General features: G+C 61.5%; 15 protein-coding genes. 3 read left to right on the top strand and 12 right to left on the bottom strand.

The window, feature by feature from the left end:
• The first annotated feature begins 94 nt into the window (after positions 1–94).
• Positions 95–1741 (top strand): MFS transporter, encoded by a 1647-nt coding sequence (locus tag C4J94_RS17050; protein WP_124387247.1) that lies wholly within the window; start codon positions 95–97, stop codon positions 1739–1741.
• The gene (locus C4J94_RS17045; RefSeq protein WP_124387246.1) at positions 1738–2889 is read left to right on the top strand and encodes an HlyD family secretion protein; all 1152 of its coding nucleotides are present in this window, start codon (positions 1738–1740) and stop codon (positions 2887–2889) included. The genes C4J94_RS17050 and C4J94_RS17045 overlap by 4 nt, the downstream gene beginning before the upstream one ends.
• Before the next feature lie 150 nt (positions 2890–3039).
• Here the strand turns inward: C4J94_RS17045 and C4J94_RS17040 are convergent, their stop codons facing one another.
• From C4J94_RS17040 to copC, 9 genes are all read right to left on the bottom strand, one after another.
• Positions 3040–3927 carry an aldose 1-epimerase gene (locus C4J94_RS17040; protein WP_256657543.1) on the bottom strand — a complete coding sequence of 296 codons (888 nt, stop codon included), beginning with the start codon at positions 3925–3927 and terminating at the stop codon, positions 3040–3042.
• Positions 3928–4076: 149 nt separating this feature from the next.
• Positions 4077–5357, bottom strand: coding sequence for a TRAP transporter large permease (locus C4J94_RS17035; protein ID WP_124387245.1), 1281 nt, complete (start codon positions 5355–5357; stop codon positions 4077–4079).
• 1 nt (position 5358) lies between these two features.
• Complete coding sequence (locus C4J94_RS17030; protein ID WP_124387244.1) at positions 5359–5886, bottom strand: TRAP transporter small permease; 528 nt, start codon at positions 5884–5886, stop codon at positions 5359–5361.
• 74 nt (positions 5887–5960) lie between these two features.
• Positions 5961–6923: a TRAP transporter substrate-binding protein gene (locus C4J94_RS17025; RefSeq protein ID WP_124387243.1), complete on the bottom strand. Its 963-nt coding sequence runs from the start codon at positions 6921–6923 to the stop codon at positions 5961–5963.
• A 51-nt stretch (positions 6924–6974) separates the two neighbouring features.
• Positions 6975–7850: an SMP-30/gluconolactonase/LRE family protein gene (locus tag C4J94_RS17020; RefSeq protein WP_124387242.1), complete on the bottom strand. Its 876-nt coding sequence runs from the start codon at positions 7848–7850 to the stop codon at positions 6975–6977.
• A gap of 31 nt (positions 7851–7881) precedes the next feature.
• Positions 7882–8697 carry an NAD(P)-dependent oxidoreductase gene (locus tag C4J94_RS17015; RefSeq protein WP_124387241.1) on the bottom strand — a complete coding sequence of 272 codons (816 nt, stop codon included), beginning with the start codon at positions 8695–8697 and terminating at the stop codon, positions 7882–7884.
• Positions 8698–8919: 222 nt separating this feature from the next.
• Positions 8920–10182 (bottom strand): OprD family porin, encoded by a 1263-nt coding sequence (locus C4J94_RS17010; protein WP_124387240.1) that lies wholly within the window; start codon positions 10180–10182, stop codon positions 8920–8922.
• A 272-nt stretch (positions 10183–10454) separates the two neighbouring features.
• Entirely contained in the window at positions 10455–11312 is an 858-nt protein-coding gene (gene copD / locus C4J94_RS17005; RefSeq protein WP_124387239.1) for a copper homeostasis membrane protein CopD, read from the bottom strand.
• 3 nt (positions 11313–11315) lie between these two features.
• Entirely contained in the window at positions 11316–11681 is a 366-nt protein-coding gene (gene copC / locus C4J94_RS17000) for a copper homeostasis periplasmic binding protein CopC (RefSeq protein WP_124387238.1), read from the bottom strand.
• A gap of 116 nt (positions 11682–11797) precedes the next feature.
• On the opposite strand from copC, the gene C4J94_RS16995 reads away from it, so the two are divergent.
• Complete coding sequence (locus tag C4J94_RS16995) at positions 11798–12418, top strand: TetR/AcrR family transcriptional regulator (protein WP_124387237.1); 621 nt, start codon at positions 11798–11800, stop codon at positions 12416–12418.
• 127 nt (positions 12419–12545) lie between these two features.
• On the opposite strand, the gene preA is transcribed toward C4J94_RS16995, so the two are convergent.
• The 3 genes from preA to hydA form a co-directional block, all read right to left on the bottom strand.
• Positions 12546–13820 (bottom strand): NAD-dependent dihydropyrimidine dehydrogenase subunit PreA, encoded by a 1275-nt coding sequence (gene preA, locus C4J94_RS16990; protein ID WP_124387236.1) that lies wholly within the window; start codon positions 13818–13820, stop codon positions 12546–12548.
• The gene (locus C4J94_RS16985; protein ID WP_124389001.1) at positions 13820–15187 is read right to left on the bottom strand and encodes an NAD(P)-dependent oxidoreductase; all 1368 of its coding nucleotides are present in this window, start codon (positions 15185–15187) and stop codon (positions 13820–13822) included. Before C4J94_RS16985 ends, preA begins: the two co-directional genes overlap by 1 nt.
• Positions 15188–15348: 161 nt before the next feature.
• On the bottom strand, positions 15349–16788 hold the full coding sequence (gene hydA, locus C4J94_RS16980; protein ID WP_124387235.1) for a dihydropyrimidinase: 1440 nt from the start codon (positions 16786–16788) through the stop codon (positions 15349–15351).
• Positions 16789–17267 lie beyond the last annotated feature (479 nt).

Below are 17267 nucleotides of genomic sequence, written 5' to 3'. Positions count from 1 at the left end.
TGTCCAGGATGACAAAATGAACCCTGCTCAGGTTTACTGTTCTCTGAGTTAATGGCTTCACCGGCCTTGCGCGTCGGCTCATCAAGGTCATCGAATGGATAAATACACCCCTCACACCTGGCAACCCCACGAGCGGCCGAGCCTGCCGGGCTCGCCGTCGACGCCGTTGCACCCCACCCACAAACGCTGGCTGTTTGCGCTGGTCGGCGTATTGGTGGCAATCACCGGCGGGTTGGGTAACGCACTGGTGATCGCCAACCTGCAATACCTGCAAGGCGCCTTGGGCGCGACCACGGCGGAAATGGCCTGGCTGCCCGCCGCCTATGTCATGACCAACGTGTGCATGAACCTGCTGCTGGTGAAGTTTCGCCAGCAGTTCGGCTTGCGCGTGTTTACCGAAGTGTTCCTGGTGCTGTATGCGCTGGTGACCTTCGGCCATCTGTTCGTCAACGATCTCAACTCGGCCATCGCGGTGCGCGCGGCCCACGGCATGGTGGGCGCGGCGCTGAGTTCGTTGGGCTTGTACTACATGATCCAGGCGTTCCCGGCCAAGTGGCGCCTCAAAGCGCTGGTGCTGGGGTTGGGCACGGCGCAACTGGCGTTACCCCTGGCGCGGCTGTTCTCCGAAGACTTGCTGCAAATTGCCGAATGGCGTGGCTTGTACCTGTTCGAGCTAGGCCTGGCGTTGATCTGCCTGGGCTGCGTGTTCCTGCTCAAGCTGCCGCCCGGCGACCGCTTCAAGACTTTTGAAAAACTCGACTTCCTGACTTTCGCAATCCTTGCCACCGGCGTTGCCTTGCTCTGCGCGGTGCTGTCCCTGGGCCGCATCGACTGGTGGCTGGAGGCGCCCTGGATCGGCATCGCCTCGGCCTGTTCGCTGGTGCTGATCATGGCCGGCCTGGCCATCGAGCATAACCGCGCCAACCCGATGCTGATGACCCGCTGGCTGGGCAGCGGCACCATGATTCGCCTGGCGCTGGCGGTGATCCTGATTCGCATGGTGCTGTCCGAACAGTCCACGGGCGCGGTGGGATTCATGCAGATGCTGAACATGAGCTACCAGCAGATGCACACGCTGTACGTGGTGATGCTGGCCGGGGCGATTGCGGGGCTGGTGGTCAGCGCCTTGACGATCAACCCGGCGCACTTGCTGATGCCGCTGGTGATTTCCCTGGCGCTGATGGCGACCGGGTCGGTGATGGACAGTTTTTCCAGCAACCTCACGCGGCCGCAGAACCTGTATATCAGCCAGTTCCTGCTAGGCTTCGGCGGTACCTTTTTTCTCGGGCCGACCATGGTACTGGGCACCAAGAACGTGTTGACCAACCCGCGCAACCTGGTGAGTTTTTCGGTGATGTTCGGGATTTGCCAGAACCTAGGCGGCCTGATCGGCGCGGCGCTGCTCGGCACCTTCCAGATCGTGCGCGAGAAGTATCATTCAAGCATGATCACCGAGCACCTGACCCTGCTGGACCCCCTTGTTGCGGCGCGGGTGCAGAGCGGCGGCTCGGCCTATGGCGGTGTCGTCGCCGACCCGCAATTGCGTAACCTCATGGGCATCCGCAGCCTGGCCACGGCGGCCACCCGCGAGGCGAACGTGATGGCTTACAACGATGTGTTCATGCTGATTGCGATCATCGCGATCCTGACCATGATCTGGATCTTCGTGCGCAGCCTGTGGCTGATGAGTACCACCAAAGCAGCAACCCCTCCCGTTCAACCTGTCGGCGCCTCTTCATGACCGAACCCACGACCACCACCACGACCACCAACGCCATTGCCTCCACGCCTGAGGGTTCCACGCCGCCGGGCGCCACAGTGACCGAACCGCGCTCGTTACGGGTACGCATCGTTTCGTCCCTGGGCTTTGCCGCGATTGCCATCGTTGGCGTGCTCATCGTGCTGTATGCGTGGCAGTTGCCACCGTTCAGCAGCGCGGTGGAAACCACCGAGAATGCCTTGGTGCGTGGGCAGGTGACGATCATCGGCCCGCAGCTCAGCGGCTATGTGTTCGAAGTGCCGGTGCAGGATTTTCAGTATGTGAAGGCGGGCGACCTGCTGGTGCGCCTCGATGACCGCATCTACAAGCAGCGCCTGGACCAGGCCCTCGCGCAACTGGCGGTGCAGAAAGCGTCGCTGGCCAATGTGGTGCAGCAACGCAACAGCGCCGAGGCGACCATCAAGTTGCGCCAGGCCGCGTTGGTGGACAGCCAGGCCCAGGCCCGCAAAAGCACCGCTGACCTGCGCCGCAATGAAGAATTGATCAGCGACGGTTCGGTGTCCAAGCGTGAACTGGACGTGACCCGTGCCGCCAACGCGCAGACCATCGCCGCCGTGGCCCAGGCCCAGGCCAGCCTGGAAATCGCCCGGCAGGACCTGCAAACGGTGATCGTCAATCGCGGCTCGCTGGAAGCGGCGGTGGCCAGCGCGGAGGCGGCGGTGGAGCTGGCGCGGATCGACCTGTCCAACACGCGCATCACCGCGCCCCGCGATGGTCAGCTGGGGCAGATTGGCGTGCGCCTGGGGGCCTACGTCAACTCTGGCGCGCAGTTGATGGCGCTGGTGCCCAAGCAGTTGTGGGTGATTGCGAATATGAAAGAAACCCAGATGGACAATGTGCAGGTCGGCCAGCCGGTGACCTTCACCGTGGATGCGCTGAACCACCGCAAGTTTCACGGCACGGTGCAGCATATCTCCCCGGCGACCGGGTCGGAGTTCAGCCTGTTGCAGGCCGACAACGCCACCGGCAACTTCGTCAAGATCGCCCAGCGCGTGCCGGTGCGGATCACGGTGGACCCGGACCAGGCCGAGAGCGAGCGGTTGCGGCCTGGGTTGTCGGTGGTGGTGAGTATCGACACGGCGGGGCGGCTGAAAAACAGCCCGCCCTGACACGGCGTAGACCTGAGTGTGGAAGGGGCTTGGCTTGAAGCTTTATGTAGGAGCGAGCTTGCTCGCGAAGAATTCAGGCCCCCCGCGCATATTCAGAATGAACGCGTTGTCTGGTCGTTTTTCGCGAGCAAGCTCGCTCCTACATAAGTCTTAGGGCAAGCCCCCTCCCACAGTTGGACTGTATTTCAGGGTGAAATCGAGGTGGGTAGACTGACCTTGTTCCAGCAGTTTCAAGCCCGGCCTGCCTGGCAGGTGATGGGCATTCACCGGATGGCTGACCGGTTCGATGCAGAAAAACTCCAACCCTGGCGGGCAGTACAACAGGAAGTAATCGGCGCCGGTGGCCTGGCATTCGAGGGTGTAACCCAGCTCCGGTTGTTCGATCAAGCAATACCCATCCCATTCGCAGAAACCATTGTCCACCAGGCCTTGCGGCAGCGTTTGGGGTTGCCTGAAATCCCAGTCCTGCGGCACCGACGCCAATCCGGTCGGCAGCTTGGACGCATCACTTAACCACACCTGCGCAGCCTTGGCCTGCAACCGTGTACCCGGCCGGCGCGGAAAGTACGGATGCAGGCCCACGCCATGCCATGCGGCTGTTTCAGCCAGATGCGTGACCCGCAGTTCGATCCTCAGCGCCCCACCGCTCAAGCGGATACGTTGCTCGGCGCGATAGGCGAACGGCCTGTCGCACGTCACTTCCAGCAGCACCTCATCCGCCGATTGGCTGACCACCTGCCACGCCTGTTGCCAGGCCGAGCCGTGAATCGGCAGCGGGTCGGTGAGGCTGTTCGGAGCCAGTGCGAGCCAGCCACTGGGCGTGTCGAACCCGCCTTCGGCAATACGGTTGGACCAGGGAGCCAATGGATAACAACCCAATTTGCCCGGCAGGCCGGTGTTGATTGCCTGTTCATCGCTATGGCGCAACAGCGGCTGCCCGGTGGCCCGCACCGTCCAGTTGACGAGGCTACCGCCGATGGCGGGGGCGAGTACCAGATGGGTGAATTGATCCGTAAGCTCAACGAAGTTCAAAGACACGATCGACCTGCCGTAGGGAAATAGTAAAAACAGCGCTGCCCGACATATGGGAGGGGGCTTGCCCCCGATTGCGGTGTTTCAGTCAAAGATGTTCAGACTGACCTACTGCTATCGGGGGCAAGCCCCCTCCCACATTCAAGCGTCTTTGTTTACAGCACCACGCTCGGCAGCCACAGCGACAAGGCTGGAATGTAGGTCACCGCGATAAGTACCAGGAACAGCACCGCATAAAACGGCAGCAGCGCCTTCACGGTTTTCTCGATGCTGACCTTGCCCACCGCCGCGCCCACGAACAGCACCGCGCCCACTGGCGGGGTGATCAGGCCGATGCCCAGGTTCACCAGCATGATCATGCCAAAATGCACCGGGTCGACGCCGATGCCGAGGATCACCGGCATCAGGATCGGCGTGAGGATCAGGATCAGCGGCGCCATGTCCATCACCGTGCCGAGCAACAGCAGCATCACGTTGATGCACATCAGAATCACGTAGCGGTTGTCCGACAGGGTCAGGAACAGCGTGGTGATCTTCGCCGGGATCTGCATCAGGGTCATGATGTAGCCGAAGCTGGCCGCGAAGGCGATCAGGATCATCACGATGGAAATGGTGCGCACCGTGCGGTGCATTAGCTTGGGCAGCTCGCGCCATTTGTAGTCGCGGTAGATGAACATGGTCACGAAGAACGCCCACAGCACCGCAATGGCGGCCGATTCGGTGGCGGTGAAGATGCCCGACAGGATACCGCCGAGGATGATCACCATGGCCATCAGGCCCCAGAGCGCGTCGGCGGCGATCTTCAGCGCCTGCTTCAAGGGAATGACTTCACCCTTGGGGTAATCGCGCTTTTTCGCGAAGATCAGGCACAGCACCATCAGGCACGCGCTCATCAACAGGCCTGGCACCACGCCGGCCATGAACAGCGAAGCGATCGATACCGTGCCGCCTGCCGCCAGGGAGTAGAGCACCGAGTTATGGCTGGGCGGCGTCAGCAGCGCCTGCACCGAACCGCTGACCGTCACCGCCGTGGCGAACTCGCGCGGATAGCCGCGGCGTTCCATCTCCGGAATCAGCACCGAACCGACCGACGCGGTATCGGCCACCGACGAGCCGGAGATTGCGCCGAAAAACGTCGACGCCATGATGTTGACCAGCGACAGCCCGCCGCGCACGAAGCCCACCAGCACACCGGCAAACGCCACCAGCCGCCGCGACATGCCGCCCTCGGCCATGATCGCGCCAGCCAGCACGAAGAACGGAATCGCCATCAGCGAAAACTTGTTCACCCCACCCGCCACCTGGATCATCAAGGCCTGGAACGGAATGTCGATCCACCACGCACCGATCAGCGCCGACAGGCCCAGGGCGTAGGCCACCGGCATGCCGATCAGGATCAAGGCGATAAAACTGCCCAACAGAATCAATGCGTCCATCTCAGGCGGCCCCTTCGCTTTCTTCAACCAGATCGAAGCGCACCACGCGCCGGTTGCTCTGGTCGCCCAGCAGCAGTTTTTCCACCACGAATATCAAGGTCAGCACGCCGCCAATCGGGATCGGCATGTAGGTAATGCCCACCCGCAGCGTAGGGATGGCGCTCATGAACTGGTTCCAGGTGGACAGGCACAGCTTGGTACCCCAGATCGTCATGAACAGGCAGATAGTGCCCATCAGCAGTTGCGACACAATGCCGACGACGCGGCGCTGGGCGGGGGGCAGGCGGTCGGTGATCATCGCCACCGACATATGCGCACCGGCGCGGTAGCTGGCGGCGGCGCCGATAAAGGTGAAGACCAGCATCAGCAGGATGGCGGTGGGCTCCGGCCAGCTTGAACCGGTGCCGAGGATGTAGCGGGCGAAAATGCCCCAGGGAATGATCAGTGCGACCCCCAGTACCGAGAGGCCGGCGACCCAGATACAGGTCATGTAAATGCGGTCATTGATGCGCAGCACCAGATTCTTCATGGCGTTCACCGTAACCGGGCGCGGATCGCTGCAAGTGCAGCGGGCCGCGCCGGGCCTTGTCAGGGAGGAGGGCGTTATTGAACGGCGTCGATACGCTTGATGATGTCGGCGTACGGCGCACCGTACTTGGCGCGAACCTGTGCGGTGGCGTCATAGAAGGGTTTCTTGTCGACCGTGATGAATTCCACTCCGGCCTTCTTGAGCTTTTCTTCGCTGCTGGCGGACTTGGCGTCCCACAGCACGCGCTCGTCAGCCTGGGCGGCCTTGGCGGCTTTCCTGACCATGTCCTGCTGCGCGGGGGTGAGCTTGTTCCAGGTGATTTTCGACATCACGATGGGCTCGGGCAGGATCAAATGCTCGGTGAGGGTGTAGTACTTGGCGTTCTGGAAATGGTTGTGCTCCAGCAGCGTCGGCGGGTTGTTTTCCGCGCCGTCGATCACGCCGGTCTGCAGCGCACTGAAGATCTCGCCGGTGTCCATGGCGATGCCGTTGGCGCCCATCGCGTTGAAGGCATCGATGAACAGCGGGTTGCCCTGCACGCGAATCTTCATGCCCTTGAGATCTTCGATCTTGCGCACCGGTTTCTTGGTGTAGAGGTTGCGCGTGCCGCCGTCCATCCAGGCCAGGGCGACCAGGCCGAACTCGGAATCGGTAATCTTGGCGAGGATCTCGTCGCCAATCTCGCCGTCGATGACCTTGCGCATATGCGCCTGGTCGCGGAACACGAAGGGCAGGTTGAACACGTTGACGTCCGGCACCACCGGGCCGACGATGCCGAGGCTGACGCGGGTCATCTGCACGGCGCCGACCTGGGCCTGTTCCACCACTTCCTTTTCCGAGCCCAGCACGCCGCCTGGGAAGTATTTGAAGGTCAGTTCGCCGTTGCTTTCCTTGGTCAGGGCCTTGCCCATGTTTTCTTCGGCGACGACGGTGGGGTAGCCGGCGGGGTGAATGTCGGCGAACTTGATTTCCAGCGCGTGGGCGGCGCTGCTGAGGGCGACGAGTGTTGCGGCGAGCAAGGTGCGTTTGAAGTCCATGGAAGGTCTCTCCTGTCTTGTTATTGTTGTATTCAAGGCACAGCGATACAGCTAGAGGATGAAGTGGGGTTCGGGTAGACCCTGGACGCCGGGGTTGAGGGCGAACACGCCGCCGGACAGCGAGTGTTCACTCGCGTCGTCACGGATCGAGGTGACGTACAAGGTGTCCAGGCGACTGCCGCCAAAGGCGCACATGGTGGGTTTTTTCACCGGTACAGGCAGCGACTGGTCGAGGCGACCGTCCGGGGTGAAGCGGTGAACCAGGCCAGCATCGTTGGCGCAGATCCAGTAGCAGCCGTCCGCGTCCACGGCTGCGCCGTCGGGCCGACCTAGGTGGTTGTGCATGTCGACGAATACACGACGGTTGGACGGCGTGCCGCTCTCGATGTCGTAATCGAAGGCCCAGATCTGCTGCACCAGGGGGTGTGAATCCGAGGCATACATCGTGCGGCCATCGGGGCTGAACGCCAGGCCGTTGAGGGTGATGAAACCGCCCAGCTCGGCATGGGGCGCAGCGCCAGACACGAAACGATAAAGGCTGCCTTCGGTGGCATTCTGGCCCATGTCCAGCACCATGCTGCCGGCCCAGAAACGGCCCTGGCGGTCACAGCGGCCGTCGTTGAGGCGCATGTCGGCGCGTGGATGGTCGACGCCGGCCAATAACGTGGTGTCGAGGCTGCCATCGCTGTGCGGGGTCAGCTGGAAAAAGCCGGTCTCCATGCCGGCCACCCAGTTGCCTGTGTCGGTGCGCGCAATGCAGGCGAGCATCTCGGGGGCTTGCCACGTTGCGACCAGGCCGGTGCCCGCGTCCCAGCGCTGCAAGCGACCGTTGGGAATGTCCACCCAGTACAACGCGTTTTCTTCGGGCACCCACACCGGGCATTCGCCCACGGCGTTGCGGGCGTCGACAATCAATTCTGCATTCATGGCCGCTCATTCCCTTCAGGTTGCGGTGAACTCAGTCACCGAAGGGGCCCGCCGCGCAGAACGCGCCGCCCTGGTAGATTTTTGCCGGATCGTTGTCAGCCACTGGCGGCTGGGCCTCGACCTGGGCGCGGAACACTTCGGAGCTGTCCTTGGGCGCAAAGCCCAGGTGGGCGGCGTAGCGGTTGTCCCACCAGGTGTCCAGGTTATCCGACACGCCGTAGACCACGGTGTGGCCGACGTTCGGCGTGTACAGCGCGCGTTCGAGCAGTTGGGTCAGGTCGTCGAAGCTCAGCCAGGTGTGCATCATCCGGCGGTTCTGCGGCTCCGGGAACGAGGAGCCGATACGGATGCTCACGGTCTCGATGCCGTAGCGGTCGAAGTAGAAACTCGCCATGTCTTCGCCATAGGACTTGGACAGGCCGTAGTAGCTGTCCGGGCGACGTGGCGATTGGGCGTCGAGTTTTTCGCCCTGTTTGTAGAAACCGATCACATGGTTGGAGCTGGCGAAGATCACACGCTTGACCCCGTGACGGCGCGCAGCTTCGTAGATATGGAAAATGCCGCTGATGTTCGCGCCGAGCACTTCTTCAAAGGGGCGCTCCACTGACACGCCACCGAAATGCAGGATCGCGTCGACGCCTTCCACCAGATGGTGCACGGCCTGTTTGTCGGAAAGATCGCAGGTTTGCACTTCTTCATGGGCAGCGGCGGGGGCCATGTCGGCGATGTCCGACAGGCGCAGCACCTGGGCGTAGGGGCGCATGCGTTCGCGCAGGACTTTACCCAGGCCACCGGCGGCGCCGGTGAGCAGGATGCGGTTGAAGGGAGCGGGCGTAGTGGTGGTCATGGGTATTCCAGTTTTTGTTGTAGGTTGTCGTATGACTATGCCGAAGTATTGTTAGGGATCCCCAGGTTGTCAACGTTCTTGCAACTGAGTGAGACCAATTGTGGGAGGGGGATTGCTCCCGATGGCGGTGTTTCAGCAGTGCATTCGGTGGCTGATACATCGCCATCGGGGGCAAGCCCCTCCCACATTGTTTTGCGGTGTTTTTTAGATGATCGGCAACTTTTAAAGCAACGAAATTGGATAGCTGATAAAGATCCGGTTTTCGTCGAATTCGTTATTGCTGAAGTCCCGACGCATGGTCGAGTTGCGCCATTTGACGTTCAAGTCTTTCAGCGCACCGCTTTGCACGGTGTAGGCCAGTTCCGACTCGCGGCCCCATTCCTTGCCATCGGTGATTGCCCCGGTGTGCACGTTACTGCCGCTGATGTAGCGGTTCATCATGGTCAAGCCAGGAATGCCAAGCACCACAAAGTTGAAGTCATGGCGCACCTGCCAGGATTTTTCCTTGGCGTTGTCATAGCTGGAGTTGTAGCTGTCGTTGGCCAGCGTGCCGCCGCTGGTGCCGTTGACCCGCATCCACAGGCTGTCGCCGGTGAGTTTCTGCAGGCCCACGTAGAAGGTGTTGCCGTTGTACTTGGCCGACAGCAGGGCGAACACGGTCTTGTTATCGAGGTCGCCGGCCAGCGCGCTGCCGTCTTCCTTGCCATTGAAGAAGCCGAGGTTGGCGCCCAGGGTCCAGTCGCCGACCGGCTGGCTGTGGGTGAGGTTGAGGTACTGCTGCTGGTAGATATCGGTGAGCTCGGCGTACCACAGGCCGACCTGGGTGCGCTTGTCATTGAAGGTGTATTCGCCGCCGCCGAAGTTGAACCGGTCGGAGGTGAACGCGGCTTTGCCGTTCATGAACATGTCTTCCATGCTCGCGTCGTTGCGCGGGCTGTTGCCGCGGAACTGGCCGCCGTAGAGGGTCAGGCCGGCGATCTCGTTGGAGGTCACCTGGCCGCCGCGGAAGGTCTGGGGCAGGGAGCGCCCGTCATCGGAGCGCAGGATCGGCAACACCGGCATCCATTCGCCGACCTTCAATTCCGTCTTCGACAGCTTGGTTTTCAACGCGACGCCCAGGCGTCCGAAGTTGTCGGCGGGGCGACCATCATCGTGCACCGGCAGCAATTGGGTGCCTGCGGTGCCTTTGCCGCCATCGAGCTTCTGCGAGTACAAACCCAGCACGTCAATGCCGAATCCTACCGTACCGCGGGTGTAGCCGGAGCGGGCGTCCAGAATGAAGTTCTGCGTCCATTCTTCGGCCTTGCCCTGGGCATTGGCGGGGTTGGTAAAGTTGCGGTTGAAGTAGGCGTTGCGCAGGTTGAGCGTGGCTTTGGCGTCTTCGACAAACCCATCGGCGTGGGTCGTGAGAGGCAAGGTGAATGCGAGGCTGCCGAGACTGATAAGGCCGAGGCGATAGGAGGAATTGCGGGCGAATTGACGCACAGTGAGGCTCCCTTTTCTTTTGTTGTTTTTATTATTTGTCATACGTTGTCGTACAACATTGAGCGGGATATTTACGGGGTTTTGAAGGTGTGTCAAGCAGAAGTTATAGGATGACTTGCTCGGCCCGAATAAAAAGCGGATACAGTCAAATGTGGGAGGGGGCTTGCCCCCGATAGCGGTGGTTCAGTGAGAAATGTATTCACAGACACACCGTCATCGGGGGCAAGCCCCCTCCCACATTTGATGGGTGACAACATAAGAATGGCGGGGTGTCAGCCGGCCATGACCATCGGTGGCAGGGTGCCGAGCAGGGAAACCGCCGCCACCGCTGCAACACCTAGTAACCATTCCATCATCACGCTGGCCTTCAAGCTGCTCACACGTTGTTCGCACTGTTCCAGGCGCAATCGGTTCAGCAACGCCAGCGCCAACATGCCCAGCACCAGCAGCACCTTGATCAGCAGAATCAAGGCGAACCCTTCGAACAGCGGGGTAGGCCACAGTTGGCCGGTGAGCACGCGTACGTTGATCAAGCCGGTCACCAGCAGGCCGGCGACCAAGCCATAGCCCACGCCACTGAAGCGCCGCAGGATGGGCTGCAGCGCAAAGCGGGAGGGTTGCATGAGGATCAGCACCAGCACCAGCAAGCCCCCAAGCCATGCGCCGACGCACATCAAGTGCACCACTTGGTTGAGGATCAACAGTCGCCCGCTGAGCCCATCGAGCATGGCGCCATGCCCGACCGGCGCCAGCGTCGCCAGCAACAGCGCGACCAGCGGCAGGCGCAGTGCGGCCCAGGGTTTGACCAGTACGATGACCAGCGCCAGGTTAAGCAGCAAATGCCACACCCACACCTGCCCAAAGAAGGTCTTGCCCAGCACCAGCGCCACAGTGGCCGGCTGCAATGCCGCGTCCCAACGGCCGGCCATGCTCGCGGTGATCAACAGCAACCAGGCGACCCCGGAGCCCAGTCCCAGCCACGCCAGCCCACGGGTAATGCGCAGCAGCTGCCGGTCGAGTGCCGGTTGCGCAGCCGCGCCGAGCAACAGGGGCCTGAACACACTGGCCCCGAACATCAACAGCACCACGATGAAATGCACAAAACGGCACAGCACCAGCAGGGTCACCATGGATTACTGGCCGACCTTGAAGCTGTAGGTGCCTTCGCTTTTGTGGGTGTCGACGGACACCGCGTGCCACTCGACCTTATAAGTACCGGCCGCCAGCGGGGCGGCCGGGGTGACCACCAGGGTTTTCTTGTCGGCGTCCGGGGTTTCCAGGCCCTTGATCGCGATTTCCGTGCCGTCCTTGCTCAGGGACACCTTGGTGAAAGTCGCTTCGACGCCTTCGCTGAACGTCAGGCGCAGATCGCTCGGGGCGGCAACGCTGCTGTCGGCCGCCGGCGTGGCGCTTTTAAGGTGGGCGTGGGCAAAGGCCGCAGAAGCGCCCAGCAGGGAGGCGAGCAGGGCGACGGTGGTCAGGGACTTCTTGATCAACATTGTTCAATACCAATCAGAGGATAGAAGCCGGCAGTGTACGAAGTTTCGGTTCGGCGTGTCGCCCCGATCTAGAGCCGATGGTAGTCTTTAGCTCGTGTTGTTGTCAGGGAGCCCTTATGGGCAATCACAAGATCGGAATTCGACGGGCCAACGTCGAGAAAATCCTGCTGGCTGCGGAGAAAGTCTTCGCTGAAAAAGGCTACGGCAGCACCGCCATGGCCGACATCGCCCAAGAGGCGCAACTGCCGCGCTCGAATCTGCATTACTACTTCACCACCAAGAGCGAGCTGTACAGCGCCGTGCTGTTCGACCTGCTGGAAGTGTGGAAACAGGACGCCCTGAGCTTCGAGACCTTCGATGACCCACGGGTGGTCCTCAGCAGCTACATTCGCGCCAAGATGCAACGCTCGCGCACACGGCCCTATGGCTCGAAAGTCTGGGCCAATGAAATCATCCACGGTGCGCCCACGCTGGGTGAGGCTCTGGATGAAAGCCTGTACGACTGGGCCAAGATGAAGGAAGCGAAAATTCGCCATTGGGTGGAAGACAAACGCATCCTGCCGGTGGAGCCGTCGAGCCTGCTGTATATGATCTGGGCGTCGACCCAGCACTATGCTGACTTCGATCACCAGGTGAATATCCTGAATGATCACCAGCCGTTGTCGGACATGCAGTTTGAGCGGGCGATACAGACGGTGACCGGGGTGATATTGCGTGGGATCGGGCTGGAGCCTTGAATGCTGGGGTGAGCTTGAAGGCCTCATCGGGGGCAAGCCCCCTCCCACACTGGATCTGTGTGAACCCGATCAAATGTGGGAGGGGCGGTGCGACGATTCGACTTGCCCCCGATAGCGGTCTACAGGACTACACAGCCTCCCGATAAGGATTACGCGGATCCTGAGTCCAGTTCAAAAACGGCTTGCCTGTATCAATCGGCACCATCTCGATGCAATCGGCCACCGGGCAGGTGATCTGGCACAAATTGCAACCCACGCACTCATCGTCGATCACCTCATATTTATGCGTGCCATCGGCCTGCTTCAAACTGGCGATGGCCTGGTGCGACGTGTCCTCACAGGCGATGTGGCAGCGCCCGCAGCCAATGCAGGCCGCCTGGTCGATGTTGGCGATTACCTGATAGTTGATATCCAGGTATTTCCAATCCGTGGTGTTGCCCACCGCTCGCCCGGAAAATTCCTGCAAGCTGGTGTAGCCCTGGCCGTCCATCCACCGCGACAAGCCATCCTTCATTTCTTCAACGATGCGAAACCCATGCAGCATCGCCGCCGTGCACACCTGCACCGCGCCGCACCCTAAGGCGACGAATTCCGCGGCGTCCCGCCAGTTGCCGATGCCGCCGATACCGCAGATCGGCAGGCCTTGGGTCTGCGGGTCACGGGCGATTTCGGCGACCATGTTCAACGCAATCGGCTTCACCGCCGAGCCGCAGTAGCCGCCATGGGTGCTTTGGCTGCCGACCATGGGCAGGGCGACCATGCGCTCCAGGTCGACGCTGGTGATGGAATTGATGGTGTTGATCAGCGACACCGCGTCCGCGCCGCCGCGATACGCCGCTCGCGCAGCCACGCGGATGTCGGTGATGTTGGGCGTGAGCTTGACGATCACCGGCAGTGAGCAATAGGTCTTGCACCAGCGCGTCACCTGTTCCACATATTCCGGTACCTGGCCCACCGCCGCGCCCATGCCGCGTTCGGGCATGCCGTGGGGGCAGCCGAAATTCAGCTCGATGCCGTCGCAGCCGGTGGCTTCTACCAGCGGCAGAATGTTTTTCCAGGATTCCTCTACACACGGCACCATCAGCGACACGATCAAGGCGCGGTCCGGCCAGTCCTTTTTCACCTGGGTGATTTCGCGCAGGTTGATCTCCAGGGAGCGGTCGGTGATCAGCTCGATATTATTGATGCCCAGCACTTCGCGATTGGCCCCGTAGTGGGCCGAGTAGCGCGACGACACGTTGACGGCCGCCGGGTCTTCGCCCAGGGTTTTCCAGACCACGCCGCCCCAGCCGGCCTCGAACGCGCGCACCACGTTGTAGGCCTTGTCGGTGGGCGGCGCGGAGGCCAGCCAGAACGGGTTGGGGGCTTTGATGCCGGCGAACACAATCGAGAGATCAGCCATTACGCGGCCTCCACATTGAGCATGAGTTGGGCGTGCATGGCCTCGGCGGCCAGCTTGCCGTGTTGCACCGCCTGCACGGTAAGGTCCTGGCCGAGGCTGACGCAGTCACCGCCGGCATACACCCCGGGAATGCTGGTGCGCAGATGTTCGTCGACGAAGATGCGTTCGCCCACGCGGTGCAGTTGCTGGGCCAGCGGGTCGTGCAGCGCTTCGCTGGCAAAGCCCTGGCCGATGGCCTTGAAAATGGCGTTTGCGGCCAGCTCGAAGGTTTCTCCGGTGGGGTGCAGGCGACCGTTGTCCATGCGGGTGCGGGCAAAGCGCATACCGCGTACGTGCCCTTGATCATCGAGCAACACCTGTTCCGGTTGGGCCCAGGTCAGCAGGCGTACCTGATTGGCCTTGGCGATGTCCTGCTCATGCTGGGTCGCGCCCATGTCGGCCAGGCCACGGCGGTACACGAGGTTCACATCCCGCGCACCGAGGCGGGCCATTTGCACGGCCATGTCGATGGCGGTATTGCCGGCGCCGAGCACGATGCAGCGGTCGGCCAGGGGCAGTTGGGTGAGGTCATCGGCCTGGCGCAGTTCGCGGATGTAGTCGGTGGCGGCGAGCAGGCCGGGGGCGTCCTCGTGGGGCAGGCCCAGGTGTTTGCTGGCCGCCAGGCCGAGGCCGAGGAACACCGCGTCGAACTGCGCGTGCAGTTCGCTGAGGGAGAGGTTGTCCCCCAGGCGCTGGCCGTGACAAATTTCGATGCCGCCGATCTGCAGCAGGAAATCCAGTTCCTTCTGGGCGAAGTCATCCACCAGCTTATACTTGGCGATCCCGTATTCGTTCAAGCCGCCGGCTTTTTCCCGCGCTTCGAAGATCACCACGTCATGGCCGTGCAGCGCCGCGCGGTGAGCGCAGGCCAGGCCCGCCGGCCCGGCGCCGACCACGGCGATGCGTTTGCCGGTGAGCGCCGCGCGCTGGAAGGGGTGTTGGCTGAAATGGGCGTTGTCCACCGCGTAGCGTTGCAGCAGGCCGATCAGCACCGGGGCGCATTCTTCGGCATTGTTCCGCACGCAGGCTTGCTGGCACAGGATCTCGGTGGGGCAGACCCGTGCGCAACTGCCGCCGAGAATATTGGCTGAGAGGATTGTCTGCGCCGCGCCCTGGACGTTTTCGGTGTGGATATTGCGGATGAACGACGGGATATCGATGTCGCTGGGGCACGCGTTGATGCAGGGGGCGTCGTAGCAATACAGGCAGCGCGAGGCTTCCAGTTGCGCCTGGCGGGCGTTGAGAGGCGGTGCCAGGTCGGTGAAATGGCTGGCGAGGGTGGGCCCGTCTTCATGGGGACGGGGGAGGTGGGTCAGGGTCTGGATCACGGTGGTGGCCTCACGGTTTTTTCTGGATTGCCTCTGAGCGGGCATTTTTGTTGCCTGTACTGGACCCATCGGGGGCAAGCCCCCTCCCACATTTGATCGGGTTTACACAGTCAAGTGTGGGAGGGGCGGTGCGACGATTCGACTTGCCCCCGATAACGGTCTCAGCGTTTCACAGCAGTGGGCCTGGACTGCTCCGCCCGTTTGCTCAACTGCTCGAACACCGACGGATACGCCGGCCGCTGCACATAGCGCCCGGCGCCACGTTCGGCGCGCAGGTCGCCATCGGCCCAGACCAGCTTGCCCTGGCTGATGGTGTGGCTCGGTACGCCGCGTACGGTCTTGCCTTCGAAGATGTTGAAGTCGACCTGTTGATGGTGGGTCTTGGCGGAGATGGTGCGCGTGCCTTCGGGGTCCCACAGCACCAGGTCGGCATCGGCGCCTACGCGAATCGCGCCTTTGCGCGGGTAGAGGTTGAAGATCTTCGCGGTGTTGGTGGAGGTCAGCGCGACGAATTCCTGCATCGACAGGCGCCCGGTATTCACGCCTTCGTGCCACAGCAGCGCCATGCGGTCTTCGATACCGGCGGTGCCGTTGGGGATCTTGCTGAAGTCGTCACGCCCGGCGGCCTTTTGCTCGGCGCAGAAGCAGCAGTGGTCGGTGGCGGTGGTGTGCAGGTTGCCGGCTTGCAAGCCGTGCCACAGCGCCTCCTGATGCCCGCGCGGACGAAACGGCGGGCTCATCACGTAGCCTGCTGCGGTCTGCCAGTCGGGGTGTTGATAGACGCTGTCGTCGAGCAGCAAGTGGCCGGCGAGCACTTCGCCGTAGACCGGCTGCCCTTTGCTGCGGGCGTAGGTGATTTCGTCCAGCGCTTCCCGGGTGGAGACGTGCACCAGGTACAACGGCGTGCCGATGGTCTCGGCGATGCGGATCGCACGGCTGGCCGCTTCGCCTTCGACCTGGGAAGGCCGCGACAGTGGATGCGCTTCCGGCCCGGTGATGCCCTGGGCCATCAGCTTGCGTTGCAGGTGATAAACCAGTTCGCCGTTTTCCGCATGTACCGTGGGCACCGCACCCAATTCCAGACAGCGCTCGAAACTGGCCACCAGGGTGTCGTCGGCCGCCATGATCGCGTTCTTGTAGGCCATGAAATGCTTGAAGCTGTTGATGCCGTGATGGCTGACCAGTTCGGCCATTTCCTCGCGGACCTGTTCGCTCCACCAGGTGATTGCCACATGAAAGCCATAGTCGGACGCCGATTTCTCGGCCCAGCCGCGCCACTGATGGAACGCCTCCATCAAGGACTGCTGCGGATTGGGGATTACAAAGTCGATGATCGAGGTGGTGCCGCCGGCCAGGCCCGCCGCCGTGCCACTGAAAAAGTCTTCACTGGCCACGGTGCCCATGAACGGTAGTTGCATATGGGTATGGGGGTCGATACCACCGGGCATCAAGTACTGGCCACTGCCATCGAGTACTTCGGTGCCGGCCGGAATATCCAGGTTCGTGCCAATAGCACGGATCAGACTGCCTGCGCATAACACATCGGCGCGGTAACTTTCATCATGGGTAATAACGGTGGCGCCACGGATCAACAGCGACATGTCGAGTTCCTCACAGGCTTGACCGGCTTGTGCCAGTTCTAAGTGTTGTAATACGGCGCGCCGATGGTCGGATAATTCCTGTCATCGGTGACAGGAATAGAAACTAGCCCGAGTTTTTCGATTGGGCAAGAATATTTTTATTAAGCTTATAACAATTATAAATATCTGATTTATATAGATAAAAAATGCAATTCACCAAAATGAAGCAGCCAGACACCATTTTGACGCACTTGACAGGTTGCCGATTTGAGCAACATTTCTTATTGCAAATCAGCCGGTTGAGAGACGGCGCTTGACGGCGCCAGGAAATAAAAATAATTGTGTCGCACCAGATTGAGTCCAGCGGGTTCGTACAACTTGCGTGCTATGCCGACTGAGTCGCGTGGCAAGTTTCGAAGACGCAATCGGTCAATGAGATAAAGCTGATAAACATCAGCCAGTTATAGTGGAAGTGTGGGTCGGGAAGTGGTGGTCGGCAC

The organism is Pseudomonas sp. R5-89-07, assembly GCF_003851685.1.
GTDB lineage: Bacteria > Pseudomonadota > Gammaproteobacteria > Pseudomonadales > Pseudomonadaceae > Aquipseudomonas.
The sequence above is the reverse complement of the archived record's forward strand: the minus strand, read 5'-3'. Positions and strand labels throughout refer to the sequence as shown.